General features: G+C 56.5%; 16 protein-coding genes. 7 read left to right on the plus strand and 9 right to left on the minus strand.

From position 1 onward, the window contains the following. Positions 1-8 precede the first annotated feature (8 nt). Positions 9-1,238 (minus strand): multicopper oxidase domain-containing protein, encoded by a 1,230-nt coding sequence (locus HY788_03485; protein ID MBI4773237.1) that lies wholly within the window; start codon positions 1,236-1,238, stop codon positions 9-11. Between the two features lie 81 nt (positions 1,239-1,319). Beyond that, positions 1,320-6,659, minus strand: a complete 5,340-nt coding sequence (locus tag HY788_03490) for a hypothetical protein (protein MBI4773238.1) — start codon at positions 6,657-6,659, stop codon at positions 1,320-1,322. A gap of 1,196 nt (positions 6,660-7,855) precedes the next feature. On the opposite strand from HY788_03490, the gene HY788_03495 reads away from it, so the two are divergent. The 5 genes from HY788_03495 to HY788_03515 all read left to right on the plus strand — a co-directional run bounded on the left by HY788_03495 (position 7,856) and on the right by HY788_03515 (position 11,742). After that, positions 7,856-8,548 carry a hypothetical protein gene (locus HY788_03495; protein ID MBI4773239.1) on the plus strand — a complete coding sequence of 231 codons (693 nt, stop codon included), beginning with the start codon at positions 7,856-7,858 and terminating at the stop codon, positions 8,546-8,548. A 145-nt stretch (positions 8,549-8,693) separates the two neighbouring features. Continuing rightward, positions 8,694-9,221: a hypothetical protein gene (locus tag HY788_03500; GenBank protein ID MBI4773240.1), complete on the plus strand. Its 528-nt coding sequence runs from the start codon at positions 8,694-8,696 to the stop codon at positions 9,219-9,221. Between the two features lie 160 nt (positions 9,222-9,381). After that, a complete protein-coding gene (locus HY788_03505) occupies positions 9,382-9,717 on the plus strand; it encodes a hypothetical protein (GenBank protein MBI4773241.1) in 336 nt (111 codons plus the stop codon). Positions 9,718-10,105: 388 nt separating this feature from the next. Continuing rightward, complete coding sequence (locus HY788_03510; GenBank protein MBI4773242.1) at positions 10,106-10,492, plus strand: hypothetical protein; 387 nt, start codon at positions 10,106-10,108, stop codon at positions 10,490-10,492. Continuing rightward, a complete protein-coding gene (locus HY788_03515; GenBank protein MBI4773243.1) occupies positions 10,447-11,742 on the plus strand; it encodes a S8 family serine peptidase in 1,296 nt (431 codons plus the stop codon). Before HY788_03510 ends, HY788_03515 begins: the two co-directional genes overlap by 46 nt. Here HY788_03515 and HY788_03520 read toward each other — a convergent pair. The 3 genes from HY788_03520 to HY788_03530 form a co-directional block, all read right to left on the minus strand. Further along, positions 11,667-12,212 carry a hydrogenase maturation protease gene (locus tag HY788_03520; protein ID MBI4773244.1) on the minus strand — a complete coding sequence of 182 codons (546 nt, stop codon included), beginning with the start codon at positions 12,210-12,212 and terminating at the stop codon, positions 11,667-11,669. The two genes, HY788_03515 and HY788_03520, sit on opposite strands and share 76 nt — an antisense overlap. Before the next feature lie 129 nt (positions 12,213-12,341). Then, positions 12,342-13,757 carry a nickel-dependent hydrogenase large subunit gene (locus tag HY788_03525; protein MBI4773245.1) on the minus strand — a complete coding sequence of 472 codons (1,416 nt, stop codon included), beginning with the start codon at positions 13,755-13,757 and terminating at the stop codon, positions 12,342-12,344. Between the two features lie 278 nt (positions 13,758-14,035). Beyond that, positions 14,036-16,075 (minus strand): hydrogenase small subunit, encoded by a 2,040-nt coding sequence (locus HY788_03530; GenBank protein ID MBI4773246.1) that lies wholly within the window; start codon positions 16,073-16,075, stop codon positions 14,036-14,038. Between the two features lie 1,761 nt (positions 16,076-17,836). Between HY788_03530 and HY788_03535 the strand changes: the two genes are divergently transcribed. Next, a complete protein-coding gene (locus tag HY788_03535) occupies positions 17,837-19,246 on the plus strand; it encodes a sigma-54-dependent Fis family transcriptional regulator (protein ID MBI4773247.1) in 1,410 nt (469 codons plus the stop codon). A gap of 194 nt (positions 19,247-19,440) precedes the next feature. Further along, positions 19,441-21,540, plus strand: coding sequence for a hypothetical protein (locus tag HY788_03540; protein MBI4773248.1), 2,100 nt, complete (start codon positions 19,441-19,443; stop codon positions 21,538-21,540). Between the two features lie 334 nt (positions 21,541-21,874). Here the strand turns inward: HY788_03540 and HY788_03545 are convergent, their stop codons facing one another. From HY788_03545 to HY788_03560, 4 genes are all read right to left on the minus strand, one after another. After that, a complete protein-coding gene (locus tag HY788_03545; GenBank protein MBI4773249.1) occupies positions 21,875-22,372 on the minus strand; it encodes a response regulator in 498 nt (165 codons plus the stop codon). 25 nt (positions 22,373-22,397) lie between these two features. Then, positions 22,398-23,207, minus strand: a complete 810-nt coding sequence (locus HY788_03550) for a cytidylate kinase-like family protein (GenBank protein MBI4773250.1) — start codon at positions 23,205-23,207, stop codon at positions 22,398-22,400. Between the two features lie 264 nt (positions 23,208-23,471). Then, positions 23,472-24,968 carry a sigma-54-dependent Fis family transcriptional regulator gene (locus HY788_03555; GenBank protein MBI4773251.1) on the minus strand — a complete coding sequence of 499 codons (1,497 nt, stop codon included), beginning with the start codon at positions 24,966-24,968 and terminating at the stop codon, positions 23,472-23,474. A 161-nt stretch (positions 24,969-25,129) separates the two neighbouring features. Beyond that, on the minus strand, positions 25,130-25,918 hold a 789-nt coding region (locus HY788_03560), incomplete at its 5' end, for a response regulator (protein MBI4773252.1).

The following is a 25,918-nucleotide window of genomic DNA, read 5'->3' on the forward strand; positions in this document are numbered from 1 at the left end:
CTCCTCCCTCAAATTAACGGGCTGATTACGATTTCCGTGATCAGTCCACCGCGTTCCTCTTGATTGTTGCACATAAAATTCAGATTGGTCGTGTGGAGGAAATAGGTTCCCGGCTCGACCCCGGCGGTATCCACAATCACGTCGTAGGCCTGCCCCCCACCCACGTTCAGCACCTGCACCTCGTAGGACGTATCGATACCCGTTTCTCCTCGCAGAAGTTCGGCGCCCCGGCCCACGATTTTCATGGGAACGCCCAAGGTCGTGGTTATGGCCCAGATATCCGTGGTGGAGACGTTGCTCACTCGAAGGAGGATCTTGTCGCCCGCGGCGGCCTGAATCAGACTGTGGTACCGCTGGGAGATGAACCCCTCTTTGTTCACAATGGCGTTGGGATCGGCCGGCATGGCGTCGGGATCGAAAGTATTAATGTTATACGGGTATCCCCTGCCGTTGATCATGGGATAGTTGTCTTTCATGGCCGCGAAGGGCAAGGGCTGGATCGTTTCACTGGCGTCGTGGAAGTTGGAATCGAACCCCGTTAGCTGGACGGGATAGCCCACGTCGTAGTAGGTGGAGCCGTCTCCGTCGTTGTATGCATAGGTGTACCCCGTGTGATGCACGAACCCGCCCGCGAGAACGGTTCCATTGGGAAGGTCGTCCTGCGCGGGGGTCACCCACAGCGGGCCGATCATGCCCATTTGCATGTGCTCGCTGGCTTCAACGTGGCAGTGATAGAAGTAGTTGCCCGGCTGGGCCGCGAAATAGGCGTACGTAAAACTGGCTCCCATCACAGCCGTTGGCGAGGGTTCGGGCAATCCGTCGAAGATGGGCGCCGCATGAGGAAACCCGTGCCAGTGAATCGAATGTGGATCGAACAGATCCGTGCGAACCGCCATCCCCACGTTGGTCATGGTGAGGTATAGCTCGTGACCTTCCTTGACAACGATGAGCGGCGCCGGACACCACGACTTGAGCGTATAGTTGGCCACCACCTCCGTCTCGAGGGTGGACGGATCCACCAACCCAAAACCCAACATGTACTGGGAATACCCGTCCGCCATCCGCGCGAAACCGTCGGCGCCCGCCAGGTGAATGCACTGAATATTGGGATCGTCCGAAACGCCGTCCATGTCCACATCTCCGGGACATTGGACGAAAGCGCCCTGAGCGCTCCATGGCCCCAACAGACCCAACAACAGCGGCACGATCAACAGCGGGTAAATGATGCGCCTATTCATTAGTTGCTCCTTTCCGTCCTTTGGGGCTCCGCCTCGGCATCCCGCAGCGGAGCCAATGCATGCCGGCTATGATCCTGCTTTCTAATAGAATTCGTCGGCTCCGATATCGATGGTCCCGTTCTGCCTGCCCTGGCCGTCATAATCCTCAGGGACCGCAAAGGGCAGAGAAGCGGCATTCCCGCTGTTGTGCGGGAGTGAACCCGAGGTAATATGATAGTCACCGGTCACATAGAGCGGCTGGAAGGCGATATCGATGAAGTTGCCGCCTTCGTCCAACGCCGCCGCCGTATCAAACACCCTGTCCGGCAAATTGGGAGTCGCGACACTGTCGTTGAAATACGCACTAACGAAGGGATCGTCCCCGTCTCCGGGCGCGCCCGCACCGGGGTCTCCATCCACATTGGAAGCATGATAGCCCGTGGTGTCCGTCATGAAACAGTACCTCGGGTCGAGCATGGAGCCTGCCGGCGCGCCGAGCACGTCGAGGTCATTCCACGGAGGCGTCGTGAGCACCAACTCGCCGTTGGGGGCCATGCTCGCCGGATCCAGTTGCCATCTGAACGACCGGTTTTTCCAGAGGATGTTGTTCAGCAGCAACGGATTCGAAAACGCGGCATACTCGGGCCCACTGGCGCCGCCTCCCACGGCCGTAGCGATGATCGAGGCCAATCCCGCGCTGTGCACCCTGGACAAAATACCCGCCGGTTGAGGCGTGGAGCTGGCCACCCCGTTCAAATCGGGCGGATTGAGCACCGTACCTTCCGTGGCGGTACTGTCATTGTAGGTGATCTGGTTATTAAAGAGCCTGGCGCCCGGGGAGTCCTGAAACGACACGGCCCCGGCCTTGCCCGTTACATTGTTCACGATCATGTTGTTATAGATATTCACCCGGTGCCAGGCGGAGGGCGTGACCGGCGAAGCCTGCACGTCCTGCCCGTTCACGTAGTACAGCCGGATTCCTCCGCCGTCCCCGGCGCCCGCGTAATTCCCCTGGATCAGATTGGCGTACACGTCCACGGAACCCGACCCCGGCGTCAGTTCTCCAGCAGCCGGCGAACTCCCGCCGATGGATATACCACCGCCGGCTTGTTCCCCGATGGTCTGGTGGAACTGGTGATTGAACACCACCTGGTTATTGGCGATCACGCCGCCCTCGCTCAGGCCTTCGTGAAGAATCCCGCCGGCTGATCCGGCGGAGAAATTAGCGCAGACGAAACAATCGGAAATGACGTAGTTGTCGGTTCCCGTATAGATTGCGATTCCTCCCCCGCCCCCTTCGTTGCCCGCCATTCCGGCGTTGAGGGCCCCGTTCTTGAATATCTCGTTATAGCGAACGGAAAGCCCGTCGTTTTGGGAGTCCACCGGGGCCGCGAACGCAAAAGCGGTCACGGGATGCCCGGATCGAACGCCGCCTCCGTAGGTGCCCCAGTTGCCGTACAGACGGTTGTTACTGATCTCGATGCCGGGCGCATAGCTGGCTACAAATATGGCGCCCCCTCGATCTCCCCCGGTAATCCCCAGACCGTCGATCAGGGCCGCGTTGGCGCCGCCGAATTCATTGGGTTGGGACAGGCTGATATCCGGCCCCAGCACCGTAATGCCGGCGCCCTGTTCCGTGGGAAAGAGTCCGGTGTTCGGGAACGGCGAGAAAGGAGTGTCCTGCCCCGGCAGTAGATCGATATCTCCCGAGGCTACCAGCGCGTCGATCTTATCGCGCCAAAGCTGGAGTTTGTTGGCCGGCGTGTTAAAGGCATTGATGATGGCGCCTCGAGCGCCCGATCCCTGGAGAAGGACCGGCTTGTACATGATCACCTTTTCAAAATAAGCCCCCTGATGAATCAGTATGAGATCTCCGGGCGCCGCCGCGTCTATGGCGTCCTGGATGGGGGTGGCGTCCACGGCCGTTGGAGGCAGCACGTGACGAACCGTACCCGTGGCGCCCACGTGCACGGTGACCCCGATCCTGGTGGAAACTCCGTTGTCGCCGCGGGTCACCACGAGCTGACCCGTTGAAACTCCGGCGCCGGGAACCTGGGCGGTAATCTGACTGTTTGTCCAGTCACCCGGATTCACGGTAAGAGGCGCACCGTTCAGCGTGACCGTACCTTCCGTATCGCTGAATCCGAAGTCGCGATCGATCATCTGGGGTGGGGTCCCATCCCCGTCGTACAAGGGGTTCGGCACGCTTTCCGTGCCCCGGCTCGTGAAGATGAGTGCTCCGCCGCCGGCAGGTACGTAGGCCCCGCCAAAACCGTCGGACTGCACGTCCGGACCGCTGACGTAATCGATGACCGGCGTACCGTCGGGCGGCGCACAATCCACCGGAAACTCGTTCCTGGCCGCCCAGGCCGACGTGGGCAACACCGGCGTATCAAGATACGTGGTCGTTCCCGGAGCAAACTGGAAGTCATAACAGGACTGCGTAAACTCCATACGGTAAAAGGGATCCACGACCAGTTCGAACGTGCCCGGATTCATGGGGTCTTCCTGGATTATCGGTCCCGCGTCGTTGATGCACACCGAGTAGATGGCCGGACTCATGCCGCTCTGCCAGGGCAGATTCTGAGAATAGGTGGAAGGAACAAGCCCATTGTATTTGGAGAACTGATCCCCATAGATGCGCGCCACTTCCCGGCCCGTATGGTCCCGCATGGACACCGGGACGAAGGGTATGGACTTCTTTTCTCCGAAGCTCGGATTGATGGGGTCGCCTTCGCCTCCGAGATCGTTGTTGATGTTACCCACGAAATGGGCCGAGATCGGCACCGTGGTCTTCAGGTAAATATCCGCCGCCGCGTTGAGCGTGGACTTGACGGTGACCTGTTTGCGGTTGCACATTTTCACGGTCTGGCCCGCCAGGGCGCACGGCACGCCGGGAAACAGCTCGAGCTCCGCGTCCACCGGCACCGTATAGTCGTCCCCCGCACACGGAGGTGGAATGGCTCCGGGGACCGGCGCGTATTCATCGCAGAAGTCCACGTTTTTGGACTCGGGCATCAGGTGCGAATAACCCGGAGGAGCCCAATCGACGGCGACAATATACGTACCCAGCTCGATCCCGCCGAATGCGTACCCTCCGTCAAAGACACCCGGCCGGACCTGGTTCCAACTCCGTAACCCGTCGAAACAATCGCCCGGATTAAGGCCGGGGGGCAAGTAGGGATCGCCCTCCAGCCCAGGGCAGTTCTCCGGCAGCGAGGCGTTCCAGTTGTCCGTGTGGGCGATCTGAACGGCGTCGCCCAGGTCGAACACGCCGTTCGTGTTCCAGTCTTTATCTTCGAGCCCCATGGCGCCGCCCGTTTCCCATCCGAAGGGGGCGTTGTCCACGTCCGCCAGGGTTACGCCGCCGCTCAGGTCGAGGTCGTCGATCTGTCCGTCGGGCGCGTCGTAAACGCCGTTACCGTTCGAGTCTATATCCTCGAGGCCTTTGGCGCCGCCCGTGGCCCATCCGTAAGGGGGATTATCCACGTCGCCGTCTCGGTACAAGTTAACCTGTACGTCCGGAATGCCCGGTTCCCAAGGCTCGGCCGCGGCCAGTCGCGGATCGTCCTCCGCTCGGGTCGTAGCGTAAAACACAATTCCCGATATGCCGCCGTTGTTTCCGCCGGTATAGGCTTGTTTGCCCCACAGCAATACGTTGGTCTGGCCTGCATAGACCTGGAAAGCCTGGGTCAGCACCACACCCTCTTCCGTGCGGTCCATGCCGCCGCCGTCGAAAATCTGGGTCTGGGGAGTCACACGGCCGTATATGGGATGGGCCTGATTCGCCGTATCCACCGGTCCCCCCTCGTCCACCACCACTCGGAATCCCGTGGCGTTCAGGCGCGCGAAGTCGACTTCCGCCACCTGCCAGTGAAAAAACGGAAAGATTTCATCGAAATTGGCGAAACCCGAAGAGTCCGTGGCGGCCGCCTGATAGATGGTGCCGTCACGAAATCGGAGATTTATGTTTTGTCCCGGGATCGGGGTTTCGCCCGGATCCGGAACGCCGTTGTTGTTGTCGTCGTAGTACACATAGTTCCAGAGGTGGCTGAACCAGTCCGATACGGAAATCGTTCCCAGGTCCACGTCGCCGCCGCCGTCGGGCACCGTGACCGTGAGGAAACTGATGATCAGATCGAGGGCTTCGTCCCACATGACGAGCTGATACGATCCCGGAGGAACGCCCTCGATGGAGAATTCGGCCGTGTCCTGATTATCCGCAGGCTGGGCGTACACGCATTTACCCGAAGAGTCGTTCAGGCCCACCCAGGCGCCCGGGAAGGGCGCCCCGGGCGCGGTGGCCTGAAACAAGGGGGGCCGGTCCAGGTGCATATTGGCGATCCGGCCAGTGATCGTGGAGCCTCCGGGAGGACATACGGTGCCGTAAGCCGCCGTCACCACATTCAGGTCCAGACCGTCCACGTCTCCATCGCCGTCCGTGTCCGCGGGAAACACACCGCCGGTCTTCCCGAAATCCTGGGAGAACACATCGAGGTCCGCACCGTCGATCACACCGCTGCTCTCTCCGGTGGAGCTCACATCCGCGGGGCATGGGCCGAATCGGCTGAGGACGGTATCGTCGTACGTGGGACGAACAAATCCCATGAATATATGGGTGCTCGGTGTGCCGAACTCGACCAGAAGAGGCCCTCCGCCGACCGGTACCCACGCGTCGATGGTGGGGGTTCCCTCGATCGTGGTGGTTTGCTGCCAGTCCGTGCCTCCGGGAGGCACGCATCGTATCCCGTATTTCCCCGGCCCCATGTTCTTGATGAGGGCAAAACCGTTCGCGTCGGTGTATACGCTGCCGTCACCCATCTGGAGCACGGAGCCGTCGGGATTGTAGGTGGTGCCGATGGGGTTGCCGAAGGCGTCCGATATGGTCTGGCCGGCAGTGGCTCCGTATCTCCCACCCGCATCCTCGACGTACACCTTAAAACCCTGCAGGCCGCTCTCGGCCGGAAGGTTGGGGGAGTTGTTCACCGGGTGGTTGTCCTCAAAGACAAAGATGGAAAATTGGGCGGGCACTAACGCTTCGTTGGTGTAGAGGACTACTTCGATTCCCCAGGCGCCCGGTGTGCCGGTGTCCACCGTATCCGACCGGACCGCCGCTCCACCGATGGTGTAGCCCGCGACTTTGGACAGCACGGTGAGGGCATAGCGCTTGGTGTCGTCGATGACGTACGTGGCCGTGCCCGTGTCCGTTTCTCCTTCCGCCACCACCGGGACATAGCTGGTGTGGAAATTCAAGGCAATCGATTCGGTATCGGGAGGCGGGCTTGTGGGATCGAAATGGCGCATGGTGTTTTCTTCCAGCAGCCAGCGGAAGCTGTCGATGGCGACGCCATTCTCATCCTTTACGGTGATTTCCAGAGTTACCGGAGCTGCATACGCGGCGGAGCATAGGATGCATGCGCACGATACTAGTAGAATAGCCATGCGCGCACACCTGCTCACAAAACGGGAGCGGCGTTTCGGGGTCCCTGACTTCATTTCTATTCTCCTTGATCGAACCGAGTATCCGTTGAACGACCACATCCCCGGCCTGGATAGCCATTGTCGGATGGCCTTAACGGGTTTTATAGGTTTCGTGGATCAACCTTATTTTGTTTAGAACAGCATCGTTGTTACCATGGATGTGGCAGAAGCCGCACCGGTATTGCCGCCACCATCCGCCTCCGTCGCGCCCTTTTTCAGGTGTCCGATCTCCGACCCGGACCCCCAATGCATAGAAAGCCGTAATTTGTTGCCGAACAACAGCCTTCGCATGCGTTCAAAACCTTTATGTGTTGGTGTGAATAGGGGATCTTTTCGAAAGCAAAAAGCCTGCTTTCCGGAACTATCGAGGGTTGTCCGCCACGCATTCGATTCAATTCATCCGATCTCTAATGCTAAGGGTCGTGTTTTGAATTGGACTTGAAATGATACTCAAATGATATTTATGAAGTTAAAGTCCTCTCCTGCGTACTTATCAGGAAAAACGGTCACCCATTCTAGGTGATGAACCTATTATCCAAACCATTTGTAATACATTTCCCATCGTTCTCTTTATCATGTCCCTAATCCTCCCTCCGTAGTGAGGGGCACCATGTTCCGGATGGCGAGTCGATTGCCCGCGACAGGCTTTTTATCTTTTGGCATGTGGGCTTTCATTATGCTTATATACACCTTAGAGGCTGTAAATGACTTTGTCAACCATTTCTGCGTCCTATCCGCCCAATTGGTTTCATTGCAAAATTTAACTCTAACGTTAGCAATAGGTTACGAACGAAACGGTCCGCAAGGATCTGATTTTTTTTGACAACCGACGCTTGGAAATATATAGTGACAAGTCAGAACCTGCTCGTGCAGATACTATCGCGTGTAGGACATTCTATAAGAGAATCTAGGAAATATCCTAGGGTTGGATAGGAAATATCTCAAAGCGCGCGCCGGTAATGCTATTGACTGTTCATTTTCTCCGACATCTTATGTATGATCCGTCCGAATGAGAAGATCGAAAACGGAGGCGCCGCGCGCCCCAAACAGCAGCGAAAATACACGTTGGACCGAAAACATAGAATTTCGCTTTAACCTTTTTGAATGTTTCTGACTCACCTGTGGGATCGGTGAATTCCAACCAGGAGGAACAAGGCATGACAATCCCGGGACGCGGAAGGATCCTCATCGGATCCATGGTCGTCGCACTGTCTCTGATCATTCCGTGCGGAGCCCTGGCGGCTATCCAGATCATTACGGAAGCCTCGTATGGCAACACGGAGGTGGTAGTAGAGGTATACATGAACACCACCGCCAGCGAGCAGATGCGAAGTTTCGGCATTAAACTGTTCTATGACCAGAACAAGCTAAGTATCGTAAGCGCCCAGCGGGCGGCGGCCTGGAGCCTCGCCGGGTATCCCTACCAGGAGCCTGAAACGCAGGTGCCCGGCCAGGTTACCGCGGTCGGAGGATTCATGAACCTGAGCAGCCCCGGCGCCGGGCTTTCCGGGCCCCGTATTCTTCTTTGCAGGATCCGCCTGGCGCGCATCGGAGCCGCCCTTCCGCCCTACGGAATCACCGGCGCCTTAGGCAAGGCGAACCCCTACGCCAATTTTGTGAACACGGGCGGAGTAAACCTGGATGGATCCGCATCGTTCCCTGCCCCTGTGGTGGCCGCACGCGGGGACGCCAACGCGGATCAGGTGTTTACCAACGCCGATATGTTCAAGGCAAAGGATTATCTCAATGACGGTCAATACAGAGTATTTGCCGACTGCAACGAAGACGGAGTTCTGACGCAGGCGGACATACTTTGTATTCGCACAAAGATCATGGACGCGGCGAAGTAGGCGAGCAGGATTGGAACGTCCGATTCCTCGCTTCGATGAAGCCGGCGTTTCTGACACGGTACGATGTTCGGGTTTGATCTTTTCGAAGCACATCGGGCGACACATTTACCACCATACGAGAAATTGTATGGGTCGCGGGGGAGACATGGAGAAGAAGACACAAAAGTTCGTTATCATTAAAGTATGCATGGTGCTCGCATGCCTCGCTGTAGGAATCGCTCTTATGGCTTCGTCGGCGGGTGCGGTCACATTTTCGATCGACCTCTCGAACCCATTTTCCATAGAGGCGTTCAGCTTCTATTTCAAGTTGTCTGTGGATCCCGGATTTTCTTTGATCAGTTTTGCATTTGGGGATGCCGTCACCAATCCCGGAGTCACATGGAACTGGGACGTGACGCCGACCCTGGTAGGCAATGAACTGATTATGTCCGGCAGCAACTGGGATGCCCTGAACCTGAACGACTTCAGCGCCCCGCTCAAAGAAGGGACCATCCTCACCATCGATTTTGCCGGAAGCGTCAACGACTTTACGTTTGTGGAGTTCTCGAATAAAGAGGGTGAGAACCTGTATCCCACTCCTGTCCGGTTGGCTTCCATAGACGCGAATCAGGCGATTTTCGATGTGCCGCCGGGATTCCTGCCGGGCGTTATCACTCTCTTGTTGAATCCCTGACGTCCTGTGGACACCACAGTAGTTAGCGGGTGTAGGGTCGGACGTCTCAACCCGGCGAATCGAGTCCCAAAGTGTGGACGGCAGGCATTATATAGGATATAATGGATAAATTAGAAGAGACATCGGTAGTAAAAAGCTAATTTGTATGGGAGGATCTGTTATGTTGAAGAAGAAAGTGGGAATCGCCCTCTGTTTCATGGCAGTGGCTTCGCTCCTGATCCCTGCGATGGCCCTCGCGGATGAGTGGTACGTTTGCACGGTGAGCTATGTCGGGAAAAACGCCGTCGGCGAATTGGTGTTTCGACTTACCGAGGTCGGAGGCCGGTTTACGAGCCAGCTCTGCAAGATAGCCGACGCAACCCAAGCCAATCACTACATGGCCATTCTGGTGACCGCTCAGGTCATGACCAGCAATGTCGGGGTTTGCACCCAGGCTGTGATCCCGGTCGGAGGCGGGGGCACCGCCACGGTTACCTGTATTTACCTTCAGCAATAATCTGGCATTCTGAAATTGGAATGTCGGCGAAGGGCCTTGCCGCGCCGTTTTTACGGGATGCGCGCAACAGGGCACGGGGTCCGCTGATAGATAAGCCTGAGAAGCGATGATAAGGGTAGGTATATGCCCACATAGGGGCACATACCTAGCCTGCTTGTAATCGGGTCGGCGTAAAGAGTAGCCCCTCCGAATGTGTCTGCTCGGTTGCAGCCCGGAAGGCTTCTACACTCGAAAATATCTTGGTTGGTCGTCCGACTATCCTTAGAGCGGCCTCGCCCCTCTGTAAGTCGAGGGAATCATCGAGATCGGGTTTATCTCGGGGGAACAGATCTTACTTACTCTAGGCAGGAGGCAGGGTGATCGCCCTGCCTTTTTTTCCGGAACAACCATGCGACCATATCGAATCGGAGGCGTATTCTACCTGTACTGCATGGTATGGGCCAGCGTCTGTATCTGCGCTCCCCCGTTGGTTGCCGGGACCGTGTCTCGGGAACTTGAGCAGGTCCTGAACTCCGCCGGTCCCGAGGATCTGATCCCGATCATTCTCACGTTTCGGGAACGCGTGGATACGACGCAGTTCCAGGATCGGGATCTAAAGGTCCGGCGAGTCCGGTTGGTCCAAGCTCTCCGACACCGGGCCTCCGGCTCGTTGAACTCCCTGTTGAATCTCTTCAGCTGGACGCACCACACTTCCGCCACCTCTGGCTCATCAACGGGTGCGCCTTGTCCGTGCCCCCTGCCGCCGTTCGCCTGCTGGCCGACGATCCGGCCGTAGAGGCCGTCAAATTTGACGCCCGGATCGCGGGGCCGTCCATTCAAGCGTCGGGGTTCGTTGAAAAGGAGTGGAACCTGCGCACGATATACGCCCATTTCCTCTGGGACTTGGGATATACGGGGCAGAATGTGGTTCTCGGGAGTCTGGATACCGGAGTGGATCTCCAGCATCCCCTGTTGCAGGGTCAATGGCGCGGAGGCGAGAACAGCTGGTTCGACCCCAACGGCGAACATGATGCGCCTTCTGACAGGTCCGGCCACGGCACGCAGATCATGGGACTCATGGTTGCGGGCGAAACCCCCGACGGAACGGCCATTGGAGTGGCCCCGGGAGCGATGTGGATTGCTGCCAAAATCTTCAACGACGCGGGAGTCGCGCCCCTGAGTTCGATTCACGCGGCGTTTCAGTGGGTTCTGGACCCGGACGGCCAATCGGAAACCGACGATGCGCCGGATGTGGTGGTCAATTCCTGGGAGTTTGCCGCTGCGAACAAATGCGTGGACGAGTTTCAGAACGACATCGACACACTCCGGACCGCCGGCATTGCGCTGGTGTTCATTGCCGGCAATTTCGGTCCTAACGCGGCCACCAGCGCTTCCCCTGGGAACAACGGCAACACGTTCTCCGTAGGTTCCGTGGACTTTTTCTCCGAGGTATCCGACTTCAGCAGCCGGGGGCCTTCCGCCTGTGACGGGCGGATCTTTCCGGATGTGACCGCTCCGGGAGAAAGCGTTGACACCACGGACCTGTCCCTGGGCGGCTTCCCGAACATCGTAACGGTGGACGGAACCTCTATGGCGGCCCCTCACGCAGCCGGCGCCATGGCTTTACTGCTCAGCGCCTTTCGCGAAGCGAGCATCCCGCATCTTGAAAACGCGCTACGGGTCACCGCTTTTCATCCGCTTTGCGCGGCTCCTGATAACGATTACGGATACGGGATTCTCAATGTATTAGGCGCCTATCTCCGACTGATTCACACGGTGGGCTGTCCGGACGATCTGAACCGAGACGGAATCGTGGAGGAAGCGGACATCCAACTGCTGGCTCGGGAATTCGGGGAATCGGATTGCGCCGGTGTAGGAGGCTGCGCAGGAGATATGAACTTCGACAACCGGCTGGACGGAATAGACCTGTCCGAATTTGCCCTCCGCTATGGCGAAATCGCGTGCCCGGTTTATCCTCTTCCGTATGACTTGCCGCAAGGTGATAGCGCCCGGGACGGATGCACGCCCCTCCCGGATGATCTGTGATCTTTGAAACGCCCCCCTTCCCCGATCTCGTCTCGAAGGGTCCGCATCAAATCCGGAAACGTGGCTCTGACCTGGGGTGAGAGTTCCAGGGACCAGTCGATGGTCGCCGGTTCCACGCCCAGGACCGTAACTTCGGGGGGCGTGTTCCGTTGCGTCAGTGAAAGGACCCGGGTGATGTCGAAACCGTGCATGGACGGAATGCATTTCGCGGACTCGAAAGCCTCGATCGGCATCCGATAGATGGTCCCGGGCGGGTGTCCTCCTTTCACCGCATCGATCACAACGACCCGTTCGGCTTCCTCCAAAGCGGGTAACGCATCGAGGACCGCCGTGCCAATGTCCATGACCTCCACATGGTCCGGACACCCGTCTTCCAACAGGGAATGGGCTGCGTGCACCCCCACTCCCTCGTCCGCCAAAAGCAGATTTCCAAGTCCCAACACCAGGATCTTCATCTTGATCATTTCCACTCTCACATCCGTTCACAGAATACGGACGGGCGCCTCCCGCAGGATGACGCCGGTCCGTAACATGTTTAAGGAGGGTACGGGGGGCCCGCCGTAGGCAGATTTAATAAGTGTCCCCCCGTCAACGACTAGCTACCTGCCGCCGGTCCGGACGACCACCGGTTTGCCGTCGGGTTTCATAATGTGAACGGCGCAGGACAGACACGGATCGAACGAGTGAATCACTCGTAGCGCCTCTACGGGAGCTTCCGCGTTTCGAATCGGTGTTCCGATTAACGCCTGCTCCATAGGTCCGGCTACGTGATTGCTATCCTTCGGGGATGCGTTCCAACACGTAGGCGTAACCACTTGGTAGTGCTGGATTTTTCCGCCGGAAATCTCCACCCAGTGCCCGAGGGCGCCTCTCGGCGCCTCGGAAAGCCCAACTCCGACGCCGGAGGAGGAAAACGGAAAATCCGAATAAACGCTGCCTCCCTCATTGAGCTGATCGAGCCAGCCCTGCATGGCCTCGGCGATCTTGAGGCATTCCTGGGCGCGCGCCGCGTGCCGGTCCATCACCGAGACGCCGTTTTGATAGTCTCCGTTGACCCACATTCTGGCCAGCGGCCCTACTTCATAGGGCGCGCCCCGGTAACGCGGAGCCTTGAGCCAGGAATACGCTTCGCCTTTAGGGTAAGCCGCCACCGTATTGCCATTGGAAGGCTGAAGATTGTTCGTGCTATCCGCGTACCAGGAATGGGTAACGGATTCCGTGATATCGAGATCGCTCAGGCTGAGCGTCGGGGTTAGCGTCCCGTTTGCCGCGAACCCGGTCCTCAGGAGCTTGGAACCTCCCCCGTCGTTCAGGTCAAATACACCGTATGCGAGCAGATTTTCGCAGCCTCTTCCAATATCGAAGTATTCGGAATAGACGTCGGCTACCGCCAGAACGTCCGGGACGTACACGTTCCGGATGAACTCGACGAGCCAGTCGAGGTGTGTTCGGAACTCGTTTTGGCCCTGCGTACTCGGAGGATTGGTGAAGCCCCCCGGTATGTATGCGTGAGTGGAGGGCATCCTGCCGCCGTATACCGCGCCAAGCTGGTGAGCTCTCCGACGTGCTTCCAGGGCCTGGGCCAGATGAGAGATCACGGTGGCGGTCCGCGGGTCGCTCTTAAAATCGTGATCCCATAGCGGCGACCAGGGGGCTGTTTGCGGTCCGGCTACGTAGTCGAGGGCCGCGAGCAGATAGAAATGCAGGATGTGCGACTGGACGAAATTCGCCCCGAGGGTGAGGTTCCTCAAGATCCGAGCATTGGCCGGAACGGTCATCCCCACGGCGTCTTCCAGAGCCATGACGGAAGTCATTCCGTGGGAAGTCGGGCAAACGCCGCATATACGCTGAGTGATCACCGGCGCGTCCGCGGGGTGTCGCTGTTCGAGGATCTGTTCAAAACCGCGAAACAGGGTGCCGGTACAACGGGCATCAATGACCTGCTGCTGACCTCCCACTGTTTCGACGGTCACTTCCACTTTCATATGTCCTTCGATCCGGGTAACCGGATCCATAATGGATATGGTAGCCACGTGCTACTCCTTTCAGACTGGAATGTTCATGAGTGTTCGACTTGTCAATGTTGGCTCTCCTACAGGGCCAGGAGGCCGGGTCGTGTGCACGCACGCTTGCCGGAGCCGCCTCCGACGCTCTTTTCGCGTGACCCTCCGCCCGGTTCGTCCCTCATGGGACAGGGCGCGGAAACTCCGATTGAAGTCTTGATGGGCCACCTTCCGGCGCCGGTTTCCGTAAGGAAGTTCATCCTCTCCCCTGTGATAAAGAGCGTCACGTTTTAGGAGTTCCTCCCGCAGTCCACGGGCGCGTCCTTGACGGACTTTTCAAAGGTTTCGACTCCACAGTCGGCGCGCACGCGGCAGGGCACCGGCCGCGGATCGTGCAGCGATAACTTCCACTTGCCGTCGGACGCCGCCTTGGCGGATCCAAGAAGATTGCCGGAATAGGCGTCAAACAGTCTCACATTGGAGCCCTGGGATGCATTTCCCTCTAATCTCAGCTCCTTGTTATCCTTGCGCCATTCCGCCTTTTTAAACTCGAATGGAAGGGCGCCCGGACCGACGGATCCGCAGTTCGAGGGCGCATCCTTGACGGCCATTTCAAGGCTTGTGCTTCCACAATCGGCCCTTACGCGGCAGGGGACCGGCCGCGGATCCTTCCGCGTTGACTTCCACTTGCCGTCGGAGGCTGCCACGGCGGATCCAAGAAGATCGCCGGAATAGGCGTCAAACAGTTGCACGTTCGAGCCCGGAGACGCCTTGCCTTCCAGTCTCAACTCCTTGGTGTCATTGCGCCATTCGGCTTTGATAAACTCAAACTGCAGTGCTCCCGGACCGACGGACCCGCAGTCCGAGGGTGCATCCTTGACGGCCATCTCAAGGCTTGTGCTTCCACAATCGGCCCTTACGCGGCAGGGTACCGGGCGTGGATCGGGCAGCCTTAACTTCCACTTGCCGTCGGAGGCTGCCACGGCGGATCCAAGAAGATCGCCGGAATAGGCGTCAAACAGTTGCGCGTTCGAACCCGGAGACGCCTTGCCTTCCAGTCTCAACTCCTTGGTGTCACTGCGCCATTCCGCCTTGCTAAACTCGAACGGGACGGCGCCGGGACCGGGAGTTTCACTTCCGCAGCTCTCCGGCGCGTTGTCCACGTCCCGCTGGAACGTCTGACCCTCGGATTCGGCTCTGATACTACAGGGAATCGTCGAGGGCTGGGAAACGGTGATGTTCCACAAGCCGCTGGAAGCCACTACCGTGGCGCCGATTAAGGCCGATGATTGGCTGTCGAAGATCTGCGCGGAAGCACCGGGTTTGCCTTCTCCACCGATGATGAGTTCCGACCGGTCTCCTCGCCATTCGGCTCGAGTGAGAACGAAGTCTCTCTGCATCTCTTCGCCGCCGGAGGCGATGTCGTAAAAAGGAGAAAACTTGTCCGGGAATCCGTTTTCCGTACAAGCCAGGCACACGGCATTGGCTCCAATGCACCAGTTGGTTCCGTTGTTCCATAAATGTTTCGGGCAGTCGGCCTGGGTTCTGGGTCCATTGCAGCCCAGCTCCTTCAAGCAGCCGCTCTGGGCGAAGTTCCTTGCCTCTCCGTTTCCCTTCCGGGGACAGTTCTTGTGGACGTTGTGGGTATCCCCCTCGAAAAGGAACGCAGGCCTCCCTTGCGAATCGAGAGAGAGAGAGGCGCCGGCCAGAAACCGGGCGATGGTGGAAACAATCCAATTGGGATGCGGCGGGCAGCCTGGAATGTTCACCGTGGGAAGTCCCGAAAGCTGGGACACACTCCGGATGCCCGTGGGATTCGGGTTGCCGCCCGGGATTCCTCCAAAAGAGGAACACGTTCCAACGGCGAGAATGGCCTGGGCGCCTGGGGCAAGACGCTGCACCGCTTCCATGGCCGTAACTTCGTGGGACTGTCCTCCAGCGTTCTTTTCGGTCCATAGGAGACATGCGTGCCCGTTGAATGCGGTCGGGATGCCTCCATCTACAGCCAGAATGTACGGCCGCGCGGTCGCCTCTTCCAGAACACGGACGGCGAGATCGCCGGCTGCGCCCATAAGGTTCGGATGAAAGGCGAGATTAATGGTGTTGATGAGCAGATCGGCGATATCCGTTGGTGCGGAGGTACCGATCATATTAGCCAGCGACACGGTGCATCCCGTGCAGTTGGCTCCGTTCAGCCATACCACGGTTGCGAGCCCGTTCCCTTCAGCGGCGAGCGCTTTGCTCAGCTTACCGACCACCGAGGCTTCGAGACCCAGCGTGGCCGCCGAACCAATGCAGAACTTTAGAAAATCACGTCTTCCTACTTTCACAATATACTCCTCCTAAGGGGTTTTGAGTCGCCTCTCCCTTCTTGTCAGGCGGATTGAATGGACAATAGCGGATTCCCCGATCTGATTGCTGACCAGAAACATAAGATTTTGGACGGTGCTGCGTGGCCCTCATTGTCTTAAACCGGGGTTCTTCGGGAACGGCGGCTTTCCGTCCTGCCGAAGGGGAAAAAACTTCCGGAAGCGGCAATATGTTCTCTTCAGTACTTGTTACGGACCGGAGGATTGAAGATGTTTTCGCGATGCGGATCAACGCGGTATGGATCCTGTTGGGCGTCGCATCGCGGGGTGCTCCATTATCGATAGACCCCCAGCGATATAGAACCTTGCACGGTTGCCTAATTTTTTGTATAAACTAGGCTGCGAGGGAGTAAAGCAATTCCCGTACCAAACGGATTTTCCAGCTTTCAAATCTGTTTTCACTTGCCGGCACAAGAGTTTTGCCGGCAAGCCCGGTTAGGGAAACGGTTTTTTTCGTAATTCAGGTTACAATATGGTGTGCGGCGTGCTCACCGGGATTAAAACCGATGCCGATGCTCAATTTCGTAACCAAAGTTACGAATTCCCCGCGTCGTCAGCCGAAAGAATTAAACCCTATAACGAGCATCGGAACTCGAAGGAGAGGCCGTAACCGTAGTGAAATAAGGTAGATACAAGGAAGTCGTAAAAGAGTAAGTCTTACGTGGGATCAACGGATGGAGGGCTCCGGCATTCGGATCGACCGGTAACAATCCTGTCGACGATGCACGGAGCAGGCCGGCGGTCGTTGATAAACGGCAGATGGAGCCTAGTGGAGGGCGTCTATCCGGACGACGATCCGGGGGTCTTTATTCACTTGGGTGCGACTTCTTATTTTTTCTAAACGACAACAATGAGTTAAGTAAGGAGAGCTCACGATAAGGTTCCTTGGATTGGACGCCATTGCACGCTGAAACAAAAAAACCCCTTACAAAATTGACATCCCAAAATACGATTTGGTAAGCGCCGACCCCTTCTATCGTTTGACATGGCTCGGCTCTTTCACTATTTTGTCGCCAAGACCAAGGTGTCATGTCCATGTCGAGATGTACATTAGATGAACTTCAGCCAAGAGAAAGCCCATCGAAAAACGAACACCCGGCGAGCCGGGATCTTTCGGCGCTTCGACCTCGAGGTCCCCGTCTTTCAAATCATGACAAAGGCGCGGCCTCGCATGACCAAGACCGTGTGATGAAACGCCCTGTCGCTTTCGCACTCCCAATTACACTTCGACTCAGGATCTTCATTCTTACCCAAGGCGAGACGGTTCCTATAAAGCCGGTCTTTTGAGGAAACGGGCGTAGCTACCCTTTACGGAACACTGATAAACGAATGCAACAAGATCAATAAGCTCCCGAACGAGCCTTAATGGCCCCTGCTGATACCCGACGTGGGAGCGCTTCGTTTGGCAACGAAGGCGCCGCGAATCGGAAAAGGGACGAGCAAGGCTGTGGCCGAATGTATTGGCTGACAAACAAGGAAGGAAACAGGTCTTGTTACCGAATCCATAAACAGGACCATCAGGTTCATGTGAGACAGAGGATAGAGAGAGGTTTCTCGGGCATTTCATTCAATCGTCACCCGGAACGAACCGAAGAGCGAGCTTTTCGGGAAGAGATCGATCTAAGATTAAATTTGCGAAAGAGGGGAGACATGCCATGTCGCAGAGAGACGGAGAAACCTGACTGAAAAGGTTGACACATCGGGAGTGGAACTGGTCGTTCGATGAGCAAAGTCCAAGAATACGCCATAAAGTGGCTCCTCGCAGGAGTTGACGACGAGGTATCTGTTTTGACGAACAAAGTATCCATATTGGTTGTTGATGACGATCCGGACATTCTCGGTATTCTGGAGTCCTGCCTATTGCCCCAAGGACATCAGGTTTTTACGGCGTCCGGGGTGGACGAGGCTATGGGACTCCTGGGCGAGCATGAAATGGACCTCCTGATCTCGGACGTGCAGATGCCGGATAAAGGAGGTCTGCAACTGCTCGAGGAAGTTCGGAAGCGACAGCTCGGTCTCCCGGTGATTTTCTTGACGGGGTTCGGATCCATTCCGGAGGCAGTGCATGCGATCAAAGCGGGAGCGGTCGACTATTTGACCAAGCCGTTCAGCACCGAAGACCTGTTAAATATGGTCGAAAAGGTCCTCGATTCCGTAAGAGTTCCCGTAATGGAAGAAGCCTTTTCCTCTTTGAGCGAACGTTTCTATGGAGGGAACAGCCCGGCGATCCGGAAGCTGTATGACCTGATCGAGCGCGTGTCCTCGAGCGACGTAAATGTGTTGATCCTGGGAGAAAGCGGCGTCGGCAAAGAAGTGGTCGCCCGCTTGATTCACGAAAGAGGGGTTCGCGCGGAAAAACCCCTGGTGGTGGTTGACTGCGGTTCGATCCCCCGGGAACTCATGGAGAGCGAGCTGTTTGGACATTTAAAGGGTTCCTTTACCCACGCTGTTTCCAACAAGTGCGGTCTGATCGAAGCCGCTGAGGGAGGGACCCTATTGCTGGACGAAATCGGGAATATCTCTCCCGAGATGCAGGTGCGCCTGCTTCGGTTCCTGGAACAACGAAACATCCGTAAAGTAGGCGATGTGAGGGAGATACCGGTGGACTGCAGGGTCATTTCGGCCACCAACACCGACCTTCCCCGCGAGGTGGAGGAAGGCCGTTTTCGCGAGGATCTATACTACCGGCTCCGGGTTGTGATGCTCAAGATTCCCCCTCTGCGTGAAAGAAGAGAAGATATCCCACTGATTGCCGGCCGATTTGTCCGGGACATATGTAAGGAACGAGGAGTGCCCGAGATCGAACTGCACCCCGCCGTGGTGGAGTGGCTTTGCTGTTACTCCTGGCCCGGTAATGTTCGTGAACTCAAGAACGCTTTGTCGGGCGCCATCGCGCTATGCGATCATCGCCTCCTGCTTCCCGAACATCTGCATCTGACGGGCCTTTCAGACGCGAAACTTCCGGACTCGGTGGCGGAAAATTGCCTTCACCTGGAAGAGAGTGAACGAAACCTGATTATCCGGGCATTGAAAGAGACGGGAGGCGTCCAGAAAGATGCAGCTCCGCTGCTGGGCATCAGTCCGAGGTCGCTCAACTATAAAATCAAGAAGCTCGGCATCAAACTCATGTAGCCGAAGCGGCGGAACCGGCGAGGAAGGCCGCTTTCGGGCGGAAGGGATTCTTACGCAACAGAGACCGGCGTCGCCCGTTTGACGGACACGTCCGCGTCTTTACGTCCTCAAAAGAACAGGGCGTCATTTTACGAAATGTTCGTGGCTGCGTGGACGCGATGACCGTTTCCCTAAATCTAATATAAGGATAAGCGATGAAAACAACCGGCCGTGGGCTCGCTTCTTTGTTTTTCATGTGTACACTCATGTTCGGCAGCACCGTTGTTCTCGGAGCCGTGACGATAGGAAACGGGATCCAGGGAGACGGGAAATGGGAAGTGGTGGTCGACGTCGCGGGAGATTCGACTGGAGGAACCCTCGATCCTTTAGGACCTACCGGCTTGACGAAGGTGGTTTTCTGGTTTTTCACGGCGGTGGAAGTGGGCGAAGAGGCGCCTTTTCAACTGATCGATACCGACGTTACGACGCCGCCCACGTTGAAGTCGGGCACGAACGAAGTCGAATCCGCCGGGCTTTTTCCCGGACCCAACGGAACCGTGAACTGGAAAGCCGTATCGTCCATCGAGCCCGATAGTAAGATTTACAGGGTTACACTGACGTTCGAGAGTATGGAGCCGCTCGGAGCGCTCCGGCTGATCAACTATCTGGACGGAGACTCCAGTGACAGTAGTAACGATCTCCTGGTGGTCCTCAACGGCTCGGAACCGGAAGACATCCGTCTGCTGGTCCTTGGTAAAAACGTGAATCACGGGGTGGCCCAGGCTACGGAATTCAGCTCGACCCTGAACGCCTCGTTTTTGGGCTGGGCGGCAGACAGGAACGCCGGTGAGGGAGAAGATCCTGATCTTCTTGATGATATTGTAGATATATCCATCAGCAGCGACGAGATCTTTTCTCCAACCGGGAATGTCTATACGGAGAACCTGCCCGTGACTTCGGATTCCAGATATCCGGACAAGGCGGTTTACGGACCCAACGATGTGACTACGGCCATGGCGTTCGATCTGGATCCCACCGCGACCTCGGCCACCGTGACGTTTCTGCTGGGCGCTTCACCCGACGGCGATTCCCCGTTCTCCGATGGGCCGACGCAACAGGGACCCACCGCCCGGGCGGGAACGGACCAGACCGTGGTTCCGGGCGCTCAGGTTACGCTGGACGGCTCGGCTTCTTCGGACCCGGACGACGGTATCGCCTCCTACGCTTGGGACCAGACTGAAGGCCCCGATGTCGTGCTGTCCGACGCTACGGCGGTTCAGCCTACATTCCCCGTTGCGGCCGGAGTGCCTGAAGGGACGGTGTACACTTTCAATCTGACCGTTATGGACCATACGGGATTGTCGTCCTCGGACACGGTTTCCGTAGTCGTGCAGGCCTCTCAGGAGAACCGTCCTCCAGTCGCCGACGCCGGCGCGGACAAGACGGCCGTGGTAAACAGCCTCGTCACTCTCGACGGTTCGGGTTCATCGGACCCGGATAACGATATCGCCTCTTACTCGTGGGTGCAGACCGGAGGACCGACGGTGGAGCTGTCCAACGCCGGGAACGTGATGAGCACGTTTACTCCCGTCGAAGGGACTCCGGAAGGCGTGCTTTTGACGTTTACGCTGACGGTAGCCGATTCGCACGGGCTCACGGACACGGACACCACAACGGTCCGGGTGTTTCCACCGGATATCGAGACGAACATGCCTGACGGCATCTATAAGGACGAAGGACCTCAACCCGTCATCAGCGCTTACATCCAGACGTATACCGTAGGTTCGATGCTGGTTATTCTTACACCGGACCTGCAAGACTGGTACGTGTTTATCGACGACGACTGGGAGGATGGACTGTCGAACGTTTCGGACCTGGGTGGAATCGGCCATAGACTGAATATGTCGTTCGTTCCAGGGGGGAAGATTCTGACGGTCCTGTCCTATGCCGGCGGGGGAAGCGAAACCTGGACACTGACGCGAACGTTTGCAGCCCTGGAAAATTCCCCTCCGGCGGACGGTATTTATAAGCAGGAACAGGAAAACGGGATGAACTTGTATCTTCAAACGTACAGCGCCGGGTCTTCTCTATTTATTTTCACTCCGAACCTGGTGGACTGGACCGTTTTTCTGGACGAAGACTATTCGAACGGGCTCGCAGTGTCCGGCGACCTGGCCGGTATGGGCAAGAGCCTGGTGATGACTCCCAACGGAGCCGGCTCATATCAATCCACCATTACGGGCTCTCAGGGAATGAACCTGACGTTTCAGCTGGATTTAGTCTTCAGCGCCCCGGGCGGGACGGCAGGACAGTGACGCATCGAGACCGGAATAGTGAGCGCGCTTCCGGCGCGAATTCATCCACGAACTCCGCCCGTTGCGGTCCGAAGAAGAGATGCGGAGACCGGCCGTACAGGGCCGACGGCCGGCACGGTAATGCTTTCCAACACCTTGGAGCAGTCGAGGAGCACCTAGACCGAGTAATAGCCATGGACGCATACACAGGCGTTTTCACATACCCGGTTCGCATCCGAGGGGGGCCGGAGGGATATCTCCATTTTCGAGGGGAACCGCAGCCGGAAAACCCGGCTTCCCCGGGACTGGATTCAGGCCGGCGGTCACCCCTCTCCTCCGATGAAGTCACTGTGCTCTATTTCTCATCGTCGTCCAGATTCCGCAAGGACCGGAGAATGCCCATAGGACTCGATCCCATGGCCAAGAATTCGATTTCCTCCGATCGCTTCTTGTCCTGCTCGAATTTCTTCCTGAGTCGTGTGGCGTAAGCTTCCTTCAGCACTTCGAGGAGCTTTTCGAACTTATAAGGCTTTTCTAAATAGCCGAACGCCCCCAGCTTCGTACACTCTACCGCTGAATCGATGGAAGCATACCCGGTCAGGATGACGACCTCCAGGAATTTATGCTTTTCTTTCAGGATCTTCAGAAGTTCCATTCCGTCCATACCGGGCATTTTCAGGTCCAGTATGGCCACGTCGAACTTTCCTTTTTTCGCGACCTTGATGGCCTGAATGCCATCGTTGGCGGTGGCCACGTCGAAATCTTTCAGTCCGAGTCGTTCCGAGGTGACCTTGAGGAGTTTTTCATCATCGTCGACCATGAGAAGCTTGATCCGTTTCTCTTCATCCTTCATGGGATACCCTCCTTGTGTCCATGCATCAAAACGGTGCGTAGATGGATGGCGCCACTCCAATGTTCACGCGTTTGACTCCATCCATTTTGGCCATGATCTTCCTTGCTTTCTCTTCTATCAACTTTTCCTGCAAAATCGACCCTTTTACACTGACGAAGACCTCACCCTCCCTGACGACGGCTTCCACTTCAGGAAACACCTCGAGAAGCAAGGCTTCGGTCTTGGCCGCCAAAGCCATGTCCTTTAGCTTGCTTCGCATCATCTCCATGTGTCCGTTCGTGGACACTTGCGCCGTGCCGGCAATGATCGCCACGGCGGCGTCGATGCTGATGCGATGGAGATTGAGGTAAAGGTCATACAGACGAGGATCGTGATCGTCTTTGCCGTACAGCTGTTTCGTCCATCTGGCCCGCTCCTTGTCTTTTCGAATCAATCTTTTTCGAGCTTCCACGGAAGTAAGATTCTCCCGTCGCATTTCTTCGCGCACGCGCTCATCGAAGTCCGCGATCACACGCACTTTGACAACGTCGGGCATGTCCGCAAGAAAAATGTGTCCTGCAACGCCATGGTAAACAACGTTGCCCTGGCTCATGGTCTCGAAAAAAACCGCCCGGAACATGGCCAAGCAGCGTTCCTTCTGCGCGGCCAGTTGTTCAAGAAAAGTGGGCGCATCGTTCAACGCTTTTTCGACTGCGGTGAAGGAAAGATCCATGCAGTCGCAGGCGCGCTGAATGATTTCAGGGCCGATACAGGCATAGCCGAGCCTTTCAGCCACCTTTCGGGCAATTTCTTCGCCATGGCTGTATGAATCTCGAGAGATGGTGATGATGGGCATGGCACAATTCTCCGCGCACCGGGTTTGCAGAAGGGTTCCCTCTTCTAGACCCAAGATGGTTCAATTTTCGTGCCAACGTTCCACCAACCTGTATCTCCTTGATATTGTTAGTTATTACTAAATCGGCCCGCGTTCGGAAAGTCGAGGATCTGTTGCACAATACGACGTTTCGCCTCGTTTTGTGTTCGATAAAGAACGATAAATCAAGATATTACAATAAACATGGTTAATATTGCAACATGTTTATTAATTAAACAGTCTGCCTTATGTTTCAAGGTCCATCTGCTTCAGTTTCCGCCAGAGAGAAGCCCGATTAATCCCCAGTATCCGCGCGGCCTCGCTTTTATTGCCCTTGGTGGCCTCCAAGACCTCTAAAATGTATTGCTCCTCGAGTTCGGCCAGGGTGGCGTAGGTCTTCTTCTCCAAGACGACGGATGGTCTGACTTTCACGAACCGTTGAGGGAGATGCTCCCTTCTCACCTCATCCCCCTCGCACACAATAACCGCGCGTTCAATGGCATTTTCCAGCTCGCGCACATTACCCGGAAACGCATAATTCTTAAAGATGGAAAGGACTTCGTCAGAGATCTTTTTTATGTCTTTTCCGTACTCCTTCCGGTACCTGTCCAAAAAATAGCTGCTCAAGAGAGGGATATCGTCCTTTCGCTCGCGAAGGGGCGGTATCCTCAATATGAAAGCGTTCAGCCGGTAATACAGGTCTTCCCGGAATTCTCCCTGATCGATCTTTTTCTTGAGGCTCTGATTTGTGGCGGCCAACACCCTCACATCCGTTGAAACCTCGTCCGTTCCGCCGACTCGGACGATGGTTTTATTCTCCAGGACACGGAGCAATTTGATCTGCATGGAGAGCGGAGTATCTCCGATCTCGTCCAGAAGGATGGTTCCTCCGGACGCCGCTTCGAAAACCCCCCTCTTGAGATGATGCGCCCCGGTGAAGGCCTCTCGCTCGTGCCCGAACAATTCATTGCAGAGTAACTCCTCCGTGAAGGAACCGCAATTGACAGCCGTGAACTTCCGCTCCTTTCTTGGACTGAGCAGATGTATGGCCCTGGCTACCAGTTCCTTGCCCGTACCGGTTTCCCCGAGGATGAGGACTGTGCAGTCCAGCGAGGCCACCTTGCGGATATTCCTTTTAATCTCTAGAATAGAGGGAGATTCCCCGATCAGTTTCTGTATCCTGGACTCTGAATAGAGGTTGGATACATCGATGTCCGTATATGAAAGTCTCCTCTCCAGCGTCTGCCGGGCGGCCTGCATTTCGATCTCTTCCGGCATGTACCCCTTGTCAAAAGCGCCGGCGTCGACATCCCTGTCTGAACCTGCCCCCTCCTCTTCCCCGAAAGACGGCTTGATGATAATCATCCCGCTTCTTGAACCGAACTGTCTCATGAAGCTCCAGAACTGCTTCATCTCATCCTTTTCGAAATAGTCCGATTCCAGCGCTTCAGCGGCCTCCTTGATCTTTTCGTTTCCATAGCCGGTCAGAAGCACCGTTTTGATTCCAGGACGGATCTCCTTCAGCTTGGTGATTGTGGTCAAACCGTCCATGCCCGGCATGTTCAGATCGACGATCGCCATATCGATGCTCTTCTTCTTCGCGATGTCGATCGCCTCTTCACCGCTGAATACGGACAAGGGTTCGAAACCCTTCAGACGGATTCTTTCCGAGATGGACTCCAAGAACTTCTTTTCATCATCCACCAGAAGGACTATGATGCCTTTGGAAGGGGCTCGCCTCACTCCGATCCTCTTTCTTGTTGTGAATTAAAACAGGTTAACGTAACCGTTAAAAAAATAAACAATCCACGGGCAAAAATCAAGGCGTAGCTCCCACTAAGCCATAAAAAAGCGCTTTCCATGTGGAAGCGCTTCTTGAAACCTACTCCCGGTATGAACCTGAACTAAGGCTTTTTGCCTTTGTCCTGTTTGGTCTTGTCCTCATCGTCCAAGCCGCCGTAAGCAGACATGCCCGCATCCGCCATGCTGTCTTCCAGGTTCTTCTGGAGCTTTTTCATAAAACTCCAAAATCCTCCCATCTGGTCCTTTTCAAAATAGTCCGAATCCAGGGCTCCGGCCGCTTCCTTCACCTTCTCGTCCCCAAACCCGGTCAGGAGAACGGTCCTGATCTCAGGGTGTATCTCCTTCAGCTTGGTGATGGTGACAAGGCCGTCCATGTCCGGCATCTTCAGGTCCACGACCGCCGCATAGATCTTTTGCTTGCGGGCGATTTCAAGGGCCTCTTTGCCGCTGGACGCCGGCAACGGTTCGAATCCTTTGAGGCGTATTCTGTCGGAGATGGTGTCCAGAAATTTCTTCTCGTCGTCCACCAAAAGAATGTGAATTTTCTTCTTTCCGAGGGTCTTCATGAAATCCCAGAAGCCCCCCATTTCATCCTTTTCAAAGTAGGCCGTATCCAGAGCTCCGGCCGCTTCCTTCACCTTCTCGTCCCCAAACCCGGTCAGGAGCACGGTCCTGATCTCAGGGTGTATCTCCTTCAGCTTGGTGATGGTGACCAGGCCGTCCATGTCCGGCATCTTCAGGTCCACGACCGCCGCACGGATCTTGTGCTTGCGGGCGATTTCAAGGGCCTCTTTGCCGCTGGACGCCTGCAACGGCTCAAATCCTTTGAGACGTATTCTCTCGGAGATGGTATCCAGAAATTTCTTCTCATCGTCGACTAAAAGGATATT

The organism is Deltaproteobacteria bacterium (assembly GCA_016208165.1).
Taxonomy (GTDB): Bacteria; Desulfobacterota; Desulfarculia; order JACQYL01; family JACQYL01; genus JACQYL01.

Bases quoted from the DNA above. Each gene is read 5' to 3' on its own strand.
- HY788_03485 (MBI4773237.1), bottom strand. From the start codon at position 1,238: ATGAATAGGCGCATCATTTACCCGCTGTTGATCGTGCCGCTGTTGTTG.
- HY788_03490 (MBI4773238.1), bottom strand. From the start codon at position 6,659: ATGGCTATTCTACTAGTATCGTGCGCATGCATCCTATGCTCCGCCGCG.
- HY788_03495 (MBI4773239.1), top strand. From the start codon at position 7,856: ATGACAATCCCGGGACGCGGAAGGATCCTCATCGGATCCATGGTCGTC.
- HY788_03500 (MBI4773240.1), top strand. From the start codon at position 8,694: ATGGAGAAGAAGACACAAAAGTTCGTTATCATTAAAGTATGCATGGTG.
- HY788_03505 (MBI4773241.1), top strand. From the start codon at position 9,382: ATGTTGAAGAAGAAAGTGGGAATCGCCCTCTGTTTCATGGCAGTGGCT.
- HY788_03510 (MBI4773242.1), top strand. From the start codon at position 10,106: ATGCGACCATATCGAATCGGAGGCGTATTCTACCTGTACTGCATGGTA.
- HY788_03525 (MBI4773245.1), bottom strand. From the start codon at position 13,757: ATGGATCCGGTTACCCGGATCGAAGGACATATGAAAGTGGAAGTGACC.
- HY788_03535 (MBI4773247.1), top strand. From the start codon at position 17,837: ATGAGCAAAGTCCAAGAATACGCCATAAAGTGGCTCCTCGCAGGAGTT.
- HY788_03540 (MBI4773248.1), top strand. From the start codon at position 19,441: ATGAAAACAACCGGCCGTGGGCTCGCTTCTTTGTTTTTCATGTGTACA.
- HY788_03545 (MBI4773249.1), bottom strand. From the start codon at position 22,372: ATGAAGGATGAAGAGAAACGGATCAAGCTTCTCATGGTCGACGATGAT.
- HY788_03550 (MBI4773250.1), bottom strand. From the start codon at position 23,207: ATGCCCATCATCACCATCTCTCGAGATTCATACAGCCATGGCGAAGAA.